The sequence below is a fragment of the Rhodococcus sp. NPDC006774 genome, from assembly GCF_040636045.1.
Taxonomy (GTDB): domain Bacteria; phylum Actinomycetota; class Actinomycetes; order Mycobacteriales; family Mycobacteriaceae; genus Rhodococcoides.
Map to the genome: position 1 here is coordinate 200,529 of NZ_JBEYIW010000003.1, position 12,300 is coordinate 212,828.

The 12,300-nt window shown below is 66.2% G+C and carries 12 protein-coding genes; 6 read left to right on the forward strand and 6 right to left on the reverse strand.

Annotated features, from left to right (window positions below; translation table 11 throughout):
* Nucleotides 1-60: 60 nt before the first annotated feature.
* Nucleotides 61-1,842 carry a 2-oxoglutarate dehydrogenase, E2 component, dihydrolipoamide succinyltransferase gene (gene sucB / locus ABZ677_RS06340; RefSeq protein WP_358367514.1) on the reverse strand — a complete coding sequence of 594 codons (1,782 nt, stop codon included), beginning with the start codon at nucleotides 1,840-1,842 and terminating at the stop codon, nucleotides 61-63.
* A 377-nt stretch (nucleotides 1,843-2,219) separates the two neighbouring features.
* Here sucB and ABZ677_RS06345 point away from each other — a divergent pair, with 377 nt between their 5' ends.
* Nucleotides 2,220-2,561: a hypothetical protein gene (locus tag ABZ677_RS06345; RefSeq protein WP_037192902.1), complete on the forward strand. Its 342-nt coding sequence runs from the start codon at nucleotides 2,220-2,222 to the stop codon at nucleotides 2,559-2,561.
* A 48-nt stretch (nucleotides 2,562-2,609) separates the two neighbouring features.
* On the opposite strand, the gene ABZ677_RS06350 is transcribed toward ABZ677_RS06345, so the two are convergent.
* Nucleotides 2,610-4,133, reverse strand: a complete 1,524-nt coding sequence (locus ABZ677_RS06350) for a leucyl aminopeptidase (RefSeq protein ID WP_094635469.1) — start codon at nucleotides 4,131-4,133, stop codon at nucleotides 2,610-2,612.
* A gap of 117 nt (nucleotides 4,134-4,250) precedes the next feature.
* On the opposite strand from ABZ677_RS06350, the gene gcvT reads away from it, so the two are divergent.
* A complete protein-coding gene (gene gcvT, locus ABZ677_RS06355; protein WP_037193528.1) occupies nucleotides 4,251-5,351 on the forward strand; it encodes a glycine cleavage system aminomethyltransferase GcvT in 1,101 nt (366 codons plus the stop codon).
* Between the two features lie 41 nt (nucleotides 5,352-5,392).
* Entirely contained in the window at nucleotides 5,393-6,496 is a 1,104-nt protein-coding gene (locus ABZ677_RS06360; protein ID WP_358367519.1) for a branched-chain amino acid aminotransferase, read from the forward strand.
* Here the strand turns inward: ABZ677_RS06360 and ABZ677_RS06365 are convergent.
* From ABZ677_RS06365 to ABZ677_RS06380, 4 genes are read right to left on the reverse strand one after another with little or no spacing between them, the layout of a single operon-like run.
* Nucleotides 6,493-7,254 carry an adenosylcobinamide-GDP ribazoletransferase gene (locus ABZ677_RS06365; RefSeq protein WP_358367521.1) on the reverse strand — a complete coding sequence of 254 codons (762 nt, stop codon included), beginning with the start codon at nucleotides 7,252-7,254 and terminating at the stop codon, nucleotides 6,493-6,495. The genes ABZ677_RS06360 and ABZ677_RS06365 overlap by 4 nt on opposite strands.
* Before the next feature lie 2 nt (nucleotides 7,255-7,256).
* Entirely contained in the window at nucleotides 7,257-8,357 is a 1,101-nt protein-coding gene (gene cobT, locus ABZ677_RS06370) for a nicotinate-nucleotide--dimethylbenzimidazole phosphoribosyltransferase (protein ID WP_358367524.1), read from the reverse strand.
* Nucleotides 8,354-8,923, reverse strand: a complete 570-nt coding sequence (gene cobU, locus ABZ677_RS06375; RefSeq protein ID WP_037192888.1) for a bifunctional adenosylcobinamide kinase/adenosylcobinamide-phosphate guanylyltransferase — start codon at nucleotides 8,921-8,923, stop codon at nucleotides 8,354-8,356. The genes cobT and cobU overlap by 4 nt, the downstream gene beginning before the upstream one ends.
* 5 nt (nucleotides 8,924-8,928) lie before the next feature.
* Nucleotides 8,929-9,588, reverse strand: coding sequence for a DUF3043 domain-containing protein (locus ABZ677_RS06380; protein WP_037192886.1), 660 nt, complete (start codon nucleotides 9,586-9,588; stop codon nucleotides 8,929-8,931).
* A gap of 100 nt (nucleotides 9,589-9,688) precedes the next feature.
* Between ABZ677_RS06380 and ABZ677_RS06385 the strand changes: the two genes are divergently transcribed.
* The 3 genes from ABZ677_RS06385 to ABZ677_RS06395 all read left to right on the forward strand — a co-directional run bounded on the left by ABZ677_RS06385 (nucleotide 9,689) and on the right by ABZ677_RS06395 (nucleotide 12,271).
* On the forward strand, nucleotides 9,689-10,762 hold the full coding sequence (locus tag ABZ677_RS06385; protein WP_358367527.1) for a glycerate kinase: 1,074 nt from the start codon (nucleotides 9,689-9,691) through the stop codon (nucleotides 10,760-10,762).
* Nucleotides 10,763-10,826: 64 nt separating this feature from the next.
* Nucleotides 10,827-11,192 carry an iron-sulfur cluster assembly accessory protein gene (locus ABZ677_RS06390; RefSeq protein ID WP_037192882.1) on the forward strand — a complete coding sequence of 122 codons (366 nt, stop codon included), beginning with the start codon at nucleotides 10,827-10,829 and terminating at the stop codon, nucleotides 11,190-11,192.
* A gap of 104 nt (nucleotides 11,193-11,296) precedes the next feature.
* The gene (locus ABZ677_RS06395; RefSeq protein WP_358367532.1) at nucleotides 11,297-12,271 is read left to right on the forward strand and encodes a carbohydrate kinase family protein; all 975 of its coding nucleotides are present in this window, start codon (nucleotides 11,297-11,299) and stop codon (nucleotides 12,269-12,271) included.
* Nucleotides 12,272-12,300: the final 29 nt, after the last annotated feature.

Sequence of the window (12,300 nt, forward strand, 5' to 3'; positions counted from 1 at the left end):
TCCGATGCGAATGTTTCGCGCTCTCACGAGAATACGTGAGGCGCGAAACTCGCCGGTTGCCTACAGGCCGAGATCGGCCTCGAACGACGCCACTTCGAGACGCTGCTTGATCGTCGTCAGGAAGCGTCCGGCGTCGGCTCCGTCCACCAGACGGTGGTCGTAGGTGAGCGGCAGGTAGCACATCGAGCGAACACCGATCGACTCGTTGCCCGAGTCGTCCTTGACGACGACCGGACGCTTGACGATCGCACCCGTGCCCAGCATGGCCGCCTGTGGCGGAACCAGGATCGGGGTGTCGAACAGCGCGCCCTGGCTGCCGATGTTGGTGATGGTGAACGTGCCACCGGACAGCTCGTCGGGCTTCAGTCCGCCCGAGCGTGCACGGGTGGCGATGTCGTTGATCGCCCGAGCCAGTCCGGCGAGCGACAGGTCGCCCGCATTGTGGATGACGGGGGAGAGCAGACCCTGCTCGGTGTCCACGGCGATACCGAGGTGGACATCGGCGTGGTACGTGATCTCCTTGGCGTCCTCGTTGATGCTCGCGTTGACGTTGGGGTGCGCCTTGAGAGCCTCCACGACCGCTTTCGCGAAGAACGGCAGGTACGTCAGGTTGACGCCCTCGTTCTCGGCGAACTTCGCCTTCGCCTTGGTCCGCAGACCGGCGATCTTCGTCACGTCGACCTCGAAGGTCTGCGTGAGCTGTGCAGACGTCTGCAGCGACTCACGCGTCTTCTTCGCGGTGATCTGCCGAATTCGGTTGATCTTCTGCGTGGTTCCGCGAAGATGCGCGAGCTCCGGACGAACACCTGCGGTGGCCGGGGCAGCGGGCTTCGATGCGGCGGCGGGCGCAGCAGCAGCGGCGGCCGGAGCGGCCGGAGCCTTCTTGGCCTCGGCTGCGGCGAGCACATCCTGCTTGCGGATGCGTCCACCGACACCGGTGCCCTTCACGGTCGACAGGTCGACGTCGTTGTCCGACGCCAGCTTGCGCACCAGGGGAGTGACGTACGGGCTGGAATCACCCGAGGGTGCCGACTCCTTGGCGGGAGCTGCCTTGGGAGCCTCCTGCTTGGGCTCGGCCTTCGGCTCGGCCTTCGGAGCTTCCCGCTTGGGAGCCTCTTCCTTCTTGGGCTCTTCCTTCTTCGGCTCTTCGGCCTTCGGAGCCTCGGGCTCCGGGGTGGCCTCGGGCTCGGGGGCCTTCTCGGCCGGCGATCCCGATCCGATGACGGCGAGCTGGCCACCGACGGCGACCGTGTCGTCTTCCTCGGCGGAGATCTCGAGCAGAGTTCCGGCGACCGGAGACGGGATCTCGGTGTCGACCTTGTCGGTGGACACCTCGAGCAGCGGCTCGTCGACAGCAACCTCGTCACCGACAGCCTTGAGCCACCGAGTCACGGTGCCCTCGGTGACGGACTCGCCCAACTCGGGCATCGTCACCGGCGTGCCGGATCCGGACGAGTCGGACGATGCACTCGCTGCGGGTGCCTCCTCCTCGGCCTGCGGCTCGGGCTCGGCTGCGGGAGTGGGCTCCTCGGCAGCTTCCTCGGGTGCCGATTCCTCGGCGGGCGCTGCGTCCTCGGCCGGTGCATCGGACGAGGGAGCCTCGCCTGCGTCACCGATCTGGGCGAGCTCGCCACCGATCTCGACGGTGTCGTCTTCCTGAGCGACGATCTTGGTCAGGACACCGGCTGCAGGCGACGGGATCTCGGTATCGACCTTGTCCGTGGAGACTTCGAGCAATGGCTCGTCGACTTCGACGGTGTCGCCTTCTTGTTTGAGCCACCTCGTGACAGTTCCCTCGGTGACGCTCTCACCAAGAGCTGGCATCTGGACGGAGAAGGCCATGTCTGTTGACTCCTCGACAGTTGTATGCGGGTGATGTGGTTCGACGACTTGTGGTCGCAGACCATTGTGCTGGCGGAACAGGGTTCATGGACGAGAGTTGCGTGATTCGGTTCGACGGAGGCACCGGTGCACACGGCACCGATCGAGCGTGTTCGGCTCGACACAGCGCCCACGTGGACACTCCCTCTCGGCAATTCACTCACTCACTTCACGAGCCTTGGTTCACTATCAAGAGAGCTGAACCCTCTAATGTCATCCTTCCATTGTTATCGCCTCGCCGTTCCCCTAGGGCGTGCAACACGCCTGGCAAACTGGCGGGTAACAACATTCCGGCACCAGAACCGGTGATCCATCGGCCGTACGAAAAGGATGTTCTCGTGGGATTGTTCGATCGACTCAAGCGCAGCGGCGGGGGCGCGAAACGGGCCCCGGAGGGGTCGGTTGCCCAGTACCTGGCCGATTGGACCGCGGCGCGAATCGGTGTCGAGGCCTACGTCGAGCCGAAGACGACGGTCACCCCGCTGACCGTCGTACTGGTCGCGAACGACGGCGAATGGACCCGTCGGCCGCTCGATGAAAAATATGCACGAAAGATCGGACCCGACCTGAAGATCCCGGTCTACGACGTCCGCAAGACCGGGTATCCCCAGCGCATGCGCGACCACGACGCTCGCCAGAAGATCATCAGGAAGCGCGAGCAGCAGCAGCGCGATCTCTGACCTCACCCGTGCGTGCGGACGACGATCCGCACGCACGGTCGAGCGCGATCAGCCGTTCTCGACGATGTCCTCGAGGACCGCGAACATCGTCCGCACGGGAACACCGGTGCCGCCCTTGCCGGTGTATCCGAAGGGGCCACCGGTGTTGTACGCCGGACCCGCGACGTCGATGTGAGCCCACTCGACGCCGTCGGCGACGAATTCCTTCAAGAACAGGGCGGCGGCCAGCATTCCACCGGCCCGGCCGTTGGTGACGTTCGCCAGATCGGCCACCTTGGAATCGAGTTCGCGTCGGATCTCCTTCGGCAACGGCATCGCCCATGCGTTTTCGCCGATGGCCTGAGAGATCTCGGCGACGCGGTCGCGGAAGTCCTCGGTACCCATGACCCCCGGAGTTCGATTGCCGAGTGCGACCACCTGAGCGCCGGTCAGTGTCGCGGTGTCGATGAGGTAATCCGGATCGTCCTCGCAGGCGCGCACGATCGCGTCGGCCAACACCAAGCGGCCTTCGGCGTCGGTGTTGATGACCTCGACGGTGATGCCGCCGTACTGGGTCAGGACATCGCCCGGACGCTGCGCAGTGCCCGACGGCATGTTCTCGGCCATCGGCACCGTCGCGATGACATCGAGTGGCAGACCGACCTTCGCGGCCAGGATCACCGTCGCGATGACCGCAGCCGCGCCGCCCATGTCCGAGGTCATGTTCTCCATGCCCGCAGCGGGTTTGATGGAGATGCCGCCGGTGTCGAACGTGATTCCCTTGCCCACCAGGGCGACCTTCTTCGCGCCCCGCTTACCGCCCGAATGCGTCAGACGGACCAGTCGCGGCAGGCGTGAAGAACCCTTGCCGACGCCGTGAATGCCGCCGTAGCCGTCCTTCTCCAGTGTCTTGTCGTCGAGGATCTCGACCTTCAGGCCCGCTGCCGTACCCAGGGCCTTGGCCTGCGCCGCGAACTCCTCCGGGTAGAGGTGGCTCGGCGGGGTGTTGACGAAATCGCGCGCTACGGCGACGGATTCGGCAATGGCGAGCGATCGTGCCAGCTCGTTCTTGGCGTCCTTGGAGCGGGTGTCGGGAACGAGCAACTCGACGCGGGCGAGGGGAAGCGCGTCGGACTTCGGTGCCGACAAGGCCGACTTGAACTCGGTGAACTGATATGCGCCGAGAAAGAAGCCTTCAGCGGCCGCACCGAGGTCGAGTGCCGACAGCGTCGTTGCGGCCGTATCGACGCCTTTCAGCGCACGAGCTGCGGTTCCGGCCGACTGGCGGATGCGCTCGCTGTCGATGTCGGCTGCACTGCCGAGGCCGACCGCCAGCACGCTGTCCACGGACAGGCCGGGCGGTGCCGGAATGCGCACCAGCTCGTCGGCCTTGCCGGTGGCACCGACGGACTCGAAAGAGTCCAGCAGCGCTGCGGCGACGGCGTCGTCGGAAATGTCGTCGGTGATGGCGAGTTCGAGTCCGTCGTCACTCGTACTCAGCGCGACGACGAGAACGTCGACTTTCTTACCGAGCTTGCCCGCGAGGACCAGGTCGGGTCCGAGAGTGCGGGAAGGCGTCGAGGGTGAAGGCACGTGGCTGCTCCTGTAGGGGTTGACGTGTACGTACCCCGATCCTAATGACGACTCGTCGCCGGACGCAGTCGGTCTGCCGGGCCCGCAACGGCCGCCATGTGAGCTAGCGTGACCGCCATGACCGACACCGAGCTGATCGAGGGACCACTTCACGCCGTGCACACCGAATTGGGTGCGACATTCGCACCTTTCGGCGGCTGGACCATGCCGGTGTCGTATGCCGGTGTCGTCGTCGAGCACACGGCAGTGCGAGAGGCCGTTGGCCTCTTCGACGTCGGGCATCTCGGCAAGGCGTCGGTGACCGGACCCGGAGCAGCTGCGTTCGTGAACTCCGTGCTCACCAACGATCTGAACCGAATCGAACCGGGCAAGGCGCAGTACACCCTGTGCTGCACCGAATCCGGCGGTGTCGTCGACGACCTGATCGCGTACTACGTCTCGGACGAGGACGTCTTCCTGGTGCCGAACGCAGCCAACACGGCGGCGGTCGTCGCGGCGATGGCAGAGCAGGCACCCGACGGGGTTTCGGTGGTGAACCAGCATCGTGAGTTCGGAGTGCTCGCCGTGCAAGGACCGAAATCGACCGAGGTCCTGCAGGAACTCGGGCTGCCGACCGACATGGACTACATGGCATTCGAGGACGCCACCTGGAATTCGGTGGCGGTCCGCGTCTGCCGGACCGGATACACCGGCGAACACGGCTACGAGCTCGTTCCTCCCGCGGGAGATGTGGAACCGCTCTTCCGGGCACTCATGGCTGCCGTGCGATCGCGCGGAGGCCAGGTGTGCGGGCTCGGTGCACGCGACACGTTGCGCACCGAGATGGGGTACCCGTTGCACGGACACGAACTGGCACTGGACATCTCGCCGCTCGAGGCGCGCTGCGGCTGGGCGATCGGGTGGAAGAAGGACACGTTCTGGGGCAAGGAAGCCCTGTCCACCGAGAAGGCGAGCGGACCGGCGCGAGTGCTGCGCGGACTGAAGGCCCTCGAGCGCGGTGTGCTGCGCCCCGGCCTCGCCGTCAGGGCTTCGGGACAGCAGATCGGAACGACGACGTCCGGCACGTTCTCGCCGTCGCTCAAGATCGGAATCGCACTCGCCCTGCTCGACGCGGAAGCCGCTCCTGAGGTCGGCACGGAGGTCGAGGTCGACGTTCGTGGGCGAGCGTTGCGCTGCGAAGTGGTCGCGCCGCCGTTCGTCGCAGCGAAGACCAGGTGACCGCGCGAGAGCTCGGTGACGTTGACGATAGGATCTCCGGCATGACAGGTGTTTCCGAATTCACGCACGTGCAGCATTCCTCGCCCGCCACTGCCGCGGAGCGCGACGCGGTGCTCGCTGCACCCGGTTTCGGAAAACACTTCACCGACCACATGGTGTACATCGACTACACCCGTGAGAGCGGTTGGCACGATGCGACGATCGCGCCGTACGGTCCGATCGAACTCGACCCCGCAGCGATGGTCCTGCACTACGGCCAGGCCATCTTCGAAGGACTCAAGATCTACCGTCAGCCGAACGGCGACCTCTCGACTTTTCGGGTTGACTCCAACGCCGAGCGTTTCCGCTCCTCGGCTCGCCGTCTGGCGATGCCGGAGTTGCCGGACGAGCTGTTCATCGGATCGATCGAGAAGCTTCTCGAACTCGACCACGACTGGGTTCCCGCGGCCGGCGGCGAGGACGCGCTGTACGTCCGGCCGTACATGTTCTCCACCGAGGCCGGGCTCGGTGTGCGCCCCGCCGACTCGTACCGCTACATGTTGATCGCCTCGCCCGCGGGCGCGTACTTCCCCCGCGGCGTCAAGCCGGTGAGCGTCTGGCTGTCCACCGAGTACGTCCGGGCGGCTCCGGGCGGAACCGGTGCGGCGAAGTTCGCGGGCAACTACGCCGCGTCACTGCTCGCGCAGGCGCAGGCGAGTGACGAGGGATGCGACCAGGTGGTGTGGCTCGACGCCACCGAGCGTCGCTACGTCGAGGAGATGGGCGGCATGAACCTCTTCTTCGTCTTCGGCTCGGGCTCCGACGCGCGTCTGGTGACGCCCTCGCTGTCCGGATCGCTCCTCCCCGGCATCACCCGCGACTCGCTGCTGGCCCTGGCGACGGATGCAGGTATTCCCGTCGAAGAGCGACGGATCTCCACCGAGGAGTGGCGCAAGGGCGCCGATTCGGGTGAGATCACCGAGGTGTTCGCATGTGGCACGGCAGCGGTCATCACACCGGTGGGCAGCGTCAAGTCCACCGAGGGAACGTTCGAGATCGTAGGCGGCGAGCCGGGCGAGATCACGCTCGCACTGCGTGACACGCTCACCGGCATCCAGCGCGGAACGTTCGCCGACACGCACGGCTGGATGACGACGCTCCGCTAGCTCCCCACGAGCAGACCGATCGCGGCCAGCGCGGTGGTGGTCTCGATCCCGGCTCCGAGCACGTCGCCGGAGAGCCCGCCGAAGCGTCGGACGCAGTGCCGAGTGGCCAGTGTCCCGAGCACCAGAACGGCGACGACCACCAGCGGTCCCTGCCACGGGCGGTCGGGCTCTGCGAACACCGAGATCGCCACTGCGACAACCACCCACAACGCTGGAGTCACGTTCGACTGCGTGCCTGCGACCAGCGCACCGAAACCGTTCGGAGACGACGCGGCCGTGCCCCGGCGGCAGGCGAGCACCACCGACACCCGGCCGATCACCGGCAGGACAGCGATCGCCCACCACAGCTGCTGCTCCGCGAGCTGGCCCAGGCCCGCGGCCTGAACCGCCAGAACGAGTGCGATGGTCGCAACTCCGAACGGCCCGGCACTGCCGGACTTCATGACTTCTCGCGCGCGCTCGGGAGGTCCGTAACAGCCCAGTCCGTCTGCGGTGTCGGCCAACCCGTCGAGATGCATCCCCCGAGTGAGCAGTGCCGTGGCCGCGACGGCGATCAGTCCGCGGAGCAGGGGAGACAGGCCTGCCGTCGTCGATGTCCACAGAATGATCGCGCTGATGGCGCCCAGGGCGATGCCGACGATCGGAGCGAGCGCTATCGCGCGCCCGGCGGAGTCCCTGTCGACCTCGTCCGGGCCGCGTACAGGCAGCACCGTCAGCCAGGAGAACGCGAGCACCAGTGCATCGGCTCGCCCGCGCACCGTCAGTGCTCTTCGATAGTGCTGTGGGCTTCGATATCGCCGGTACTGACACCGGAGTCGGCGAAGGTGGCCATCGAATTCAGGGTGCCGACACCCGCACGAACCAGAGGCAACGCCGCCAGCGCACCCGAGCCTTCGCCGAGGCGCATCTCCAACTCCACGATCGGCTCGAGACGCAAGTGCCGCAACGCAAGTGAATGGGCGGGCTCGGCCGAACGATGCCCGGCAACCCACCAGCTGCGTGCCCCGGCTGCCGCGTCCTCGGCCACCAGAGCGGCCGCTGTCACCACGAGGCCGTCCAGAATCACGGGGGTTCGCCGATGCGCGGCCTGGGCGAGAAAGCCGGCGAGGGCCGCGATGTCGGCTCCGCCCGCGACCCGCAGCAGATCGGTTGGATTCTTCGCGACCGGTCGTGCTCGACGCATCGCGTCCCGGATCGCTGCGGTCTTCCTGATCCACCCCGCATCGTCGATTCCGGTGCCGCGACCGACAGCGGCAACCGGCTCGGTGTCGGTCAGAGTCGCGATCAATACCGTTGCAGGAGTGGTGTTTCCGATACCCATGTCGCCTGCGATGAGAAGATCTGCGCCGCCGTCCACTTCTTCGTCGGCGATGGCGGCTCCGGCGGCGATCGCGGCCAGAACCTCGTCCTCGGTCAGTGCGTCCTCGCGGTCGATCGATCCGCTGGACCGTCGAATCTTGAACGCGGACACAGAGGAATCCGTATCGGCGTCGACAGCGATGTCGACAACCCGAACCGCGGCACCGGCGATATCGGCGAGCACATTGACTGCGGCACCACCGGCGCGGATGTTCTCGACCATCTGCGCCGTCACCTCGGGAGGGTACGCAGAGACCCCGTGCGCAGCGACGCCGTGATCGCCTGCGAACACGACGACTCGCACTCGTTCGAGAGAGCGCGGCGGGCAGGTGTCCTGGCATGCGGCGATCCACTCACCGAGCGCCTCGAGGCGACCGAGGCTGCCGGCAGGCTTGGTCAATTCCCGTTGCCGGTCCGCGGCGGCCGATCGAGCCGAGTCGGACGGAGCGGTCACCGGACGAAACGGCGACGACGCCGAATTCTCTTCCGAAAGAATTGTCACACTGTGCCTTTCGCGGTGATGAAGTCCGCCGGAGGTTCCTTGAGAGTCAGCGCGAGTCCCGCGACGACCAGCAGAACCCTGTCACACACTGCTGCGAGCCGAGAATTGAGCAAGCCCAACTCGTCTCGGAAGAGGCGACCGGAACGGGATTCGGGCACCACGGACAGGCCGACCTCGGGGCTGACCAGGACGAGAGTGGAGGTGCAGTCCGCGACCGCCCCCACCAGGTTGTCGACAGCCGGTGCGATGGTGCCGCGGGGGAGCTCCCACGCCTGCGCGTCGTCGAGCATTCCCGTCAGCCACGTTCCGAGATCGTCGACGACGGTGGTGCCGTCCCACGGCTGCGACAGGACTCCCGACAGTGTTGCGACGGTTTCGACAGTGGACCAATGTGTCGGTCTCGACGCGCGATGACGGTCGATGCGGAGCTGCCAGTCCTCGTCCGTGGCGTCGCGCCTACCGGTGGCGAGGTAGCGAACCGGCTCGAGAAGGGCAAGCGACTCGGCGTGCCCGGACTTACCGGATCTGGCTCCACCGAGCACGAGGGTTCGTCTCGGTTCGCCCACCGACGTCAGACGGCCTCGCCGGCGCTGACTCGCGGCTTGGGAGCGCGCATCTTGCGGATCTGGGACGCACGAACGAAGGCGTACCAGCCGATCTTGAAACCGCCGTCGGTGGTCTCGGGGAACCGCACCCGAATCTTGTTGTTGATCATCTTGCCGAGGTAGACGCCCTCGCCGACCATGAAGAGCATCATGACGAACATGCCGAGGGTGACGTATTGCTGCACCTGAGGCTGCAGGAACAACGCGAAGATCAGGATCAGCGCGAGTGGCATGAACAGACCAACGAGGTTGCGCCGCGCGTCGACGATGTCGCGCACGTAGGCGCGGACCGGACCCTTGTCTCGCGGGAGCAGGTACTTGTCGTCGCCCGCAAGCATGCGTGCGCGTCGTTCGGCTGCGGCGGCGCGTCGCTCGTTGGACGCGGCCTTGCGATCTTCCTTGCTGCCCTTGTTCGCCTTGCGACGCTCGCGTGCCTCTTTGCTCGTCAGCGGAGCAGGAGCAACCGGTCCGCGACGCCGGGCCTCGGCGTCACGGCGCTTGGGGGTCGGTCGGCCCTTGCCGAGAGACACCGAAGTGGTCGCGTCGCTCCCGGCCGTCGTCGACTCGGATTCGTTCGAGTCGTTTCCGTCCGAATTGTCAGAGTTTCCACGGCGTAGCAGCTTCACGCACCCAGAGTATGGGATGACTCGTCGGTGTCGAACACCGGCCAGGTCAGCGGCGAAACAGCGGATGCCGTTCCGGCGCTGCAGCCCTAGACTTCCGACGATGCGAGTGATGATTGCGCCGGATTCGTTCGGAGACACCCTGACTGCCGCGGCCGCGGCGGAGGCCATCGCCAGGGGATGGGCCTCGGTTCGTGAGAACGATCGACTCGAACTCGCGCCCCAATCCGACGGCGGCCCCGGCTTCGTCGAGGTCCTGGCCTCGCGCATCGGCACCGTGCACTCCGCGGACGTCGACGGGCCACTCGGCAACCCGGTCCGAGCCCACTGGCTGCTCGACGGTACGGCGGCGTACATCGAATCGGCCCAGGCCTGCGGTCTGCATCTGCTCGGCGGCCCGCCCACCACACAGTCTGCCCTGAAGGCAAGCAGCTACGGCGTCGGCCAGCTTCTCGACGCCGCCCTCGATGCCGGCGCTCGAACGGTGTTCGTCGGACTCGGCGGAAGCAGCTGCACCGACGGCGGGCGCGCGATGATTCGTGCACTGGGCGGACTCGGAGCGGCAGTCGCGCGGTTGTCGGACATCGACCTCGTCGCCGCGTCGGACGTGGAGAACCCGCTGCTGGGCGATACCGGTGCAGCCCGCGTGTTCGGCCCGCAGAAGGGTGCCGACGCGGACACCGTCGCTCGGCTGGAGGAGTTCAACACCGATTGGGCCGCAGTGCTCGCTGCCGCCGGTTACGACGTGGCAGATCGTGCCGGCGCCGGAGCCGCAGGCGGACTGGGAGCCGCTCTGTTCGCACTCGGCGGCAGGCAGCTTCCCGGTGCCGTCGTGGTGGCCGAACGGACCGGTCAGCAAGAACTTCTGGACTCCGTCGACATGGTTCTGACCGGTGAGGGCAAATTCGACTCGCAATCGCTGCGAGGCAAGCTGGTGACCAGAATCGCTGCCGCGGGCGGCGCGACCGGGATCGACACGATCGTGCTGGCGGGACAGGTCACCTTGTCCGAGGACGAACTGGCCTCGGCGGGTATCTCGGCAGCGCATTCGATCAGTGAGTTCGCGGGATCGGTGGAGCTGGCCATGTCCGACGCGGCGAACCAGCTCGAACAGCTCGCCGCGCGCGTCGCGGCCGACGTTGCCGAAACCTCGGTCGAACCGAGGCGGCGAGCGTGAGGAATAGAGCCACCGGGAGTACGGTTGAGTAATTCACGGGTTGTACGACTGATAGGGAGAGCCCATGACCGTTTCGAATGAGACCACAACGACCGAAACCACGGCGCACAAGGTCACCATGACGGAGACCGCATCGACCAAGGCCAAGGCGTTGCTGGATCAAGAAGGCCGCGACGACCTCGCTCTGCGCATCGCCGTGCAGCCAGGTGGTTGCGCAGGACTGCGCTACCAGCTCTTCTTCGACGACCGAAGCCTCGACGGCGACCTCGCGGTCGACTTCAACGGCGTCACCCTCGCGGTGGACCGGATGAGCGCTCCCTACGTGGAGGGTGCATCCATCGACTTCGTGGACACGATCGAGAAGCAGGGCTTCACGATCGACAACCCGAACGCCACGGGATCGTGCGCGTGCGGCGACTCGTTCAACTGAGCTGACTCGTTCTCGACTGTGACCGATACACGCACGCGTGTATCGGTCACAGTCGTGTCTGCCTGTCAACACCCCAGTATTTCCGAACCGAAAGGCCCTCCTTCGTGACTCTCGCGGTATCCGGCTCGATAGCGACCGACCATCTGATGCGATTCTCCGGACGGTTCGCCGAGCAGATCGTCGCCGACCAGCTCTCGAACATCTCGTTGAGCTTTCTGGTGGACGATCTGGTCATCCGCAAGGGCGGCGTCGGCGGCAACATCGCATACGCACTCGGAGTTCTCGGCGGTGCGCCACTGCTCGTCGGAGCTGTGGGACCGGACTTCTCCGAATATCGGAGTTGGCTCGAAGAGCACGGAGTCAACTGCAGTGGTGTGAGCGTGTCCGCTACCGCGCACACTGCCCGCTTCGTCTGCACCACGGACGAGGACATGGCGCAGATCGCGTCGTTCTACCCCGGAGCGATGAGCGAGGCCCGTGATATTTCCATCGAGGCACTGGCAGCGCAGCACTCGATGGACCTCGTTCTGATCGGTGCCAACGACCCCGACGCCATGACGGCGCACACGGCGCAGTGCCGCGCTGCCGGCATCCCGTTCGCGGCCGACCCGTCGCAGCAGCTCGCCCGGCTCGACGCCGTGCAGGCAACCGACTTGATCGACGGCGCCGCGTACCTGTTCACCAACGAGTACGAATGGGCGCTTCTCAAGCAGAAGACCGGAATGTCCGACGCAGATATCGCCGCGAAGGTGGATCTGCGTGTCACCACCCTGGGTAAGCGGGGCGTCGACATCGTCGCCAAGGGCGGCGAACACACTCACATCGGTGTCGTACCCGAGACGAGCAAGGTCGACCCGACCGGTGTCGGCGACGGCTTCCGAGCAGGTTTCCTCACCGCGCACATGGCCGGAGCCAGCATCGAACGTGCAGCACAGCTCGGTTCGCTCGTGGCCGTGCTGGTACTCGAGACCACCGGCACCCAGGAGTGGGATCTCAACCGCGACGACGCGATCAAGCGTCTGACGGCGGCCTACGGTGCCGACGCGGGCGAGGAGATCGGGGCATTGCTCCCCGCCTGATCGAGGTTGTTCGTTTGCCCGCCGGATCA

Excerpts from the sequence above, each read along its gene's own strand:
- sucB (WP_358367514.1), bottom strand. The coding sequence starts at position 1,842 with ATGGCCTTCTCCGTCCAGATGCCAGCTCTTGGTGAGAGCGTCACCGAG.
- gcvT (WP_037193528.1), top strand. The coding sequence starts at position 4,251 with ATGACCGACACCGAGCTGATCGAGGGACCACTTCACGCCGTGCACACC.
- ABZ677_RS06360 (WP_358367519.1), top strand. The coding sequence starts at position 5,393 with ATGACAGGTGTTTCCGAATTCACGCACGTGCAGCATTCCTCGCCCGCC.
- ABZ677_RS06385 (WP_358367527.1), top strand. The coding sequence starts at position 9,689 with ATGCGAGTGATGATTGCGCCGGATTCGTTCGGAGACACCCTGACTGCC.
- ABZ677_RS06390 (WP_037192882.1), top strand. The coding sequence starts at position 10,827 with ATGACCGTTTCGAATGAGACCACAACGACCGAAACCACGGCGCACAAG.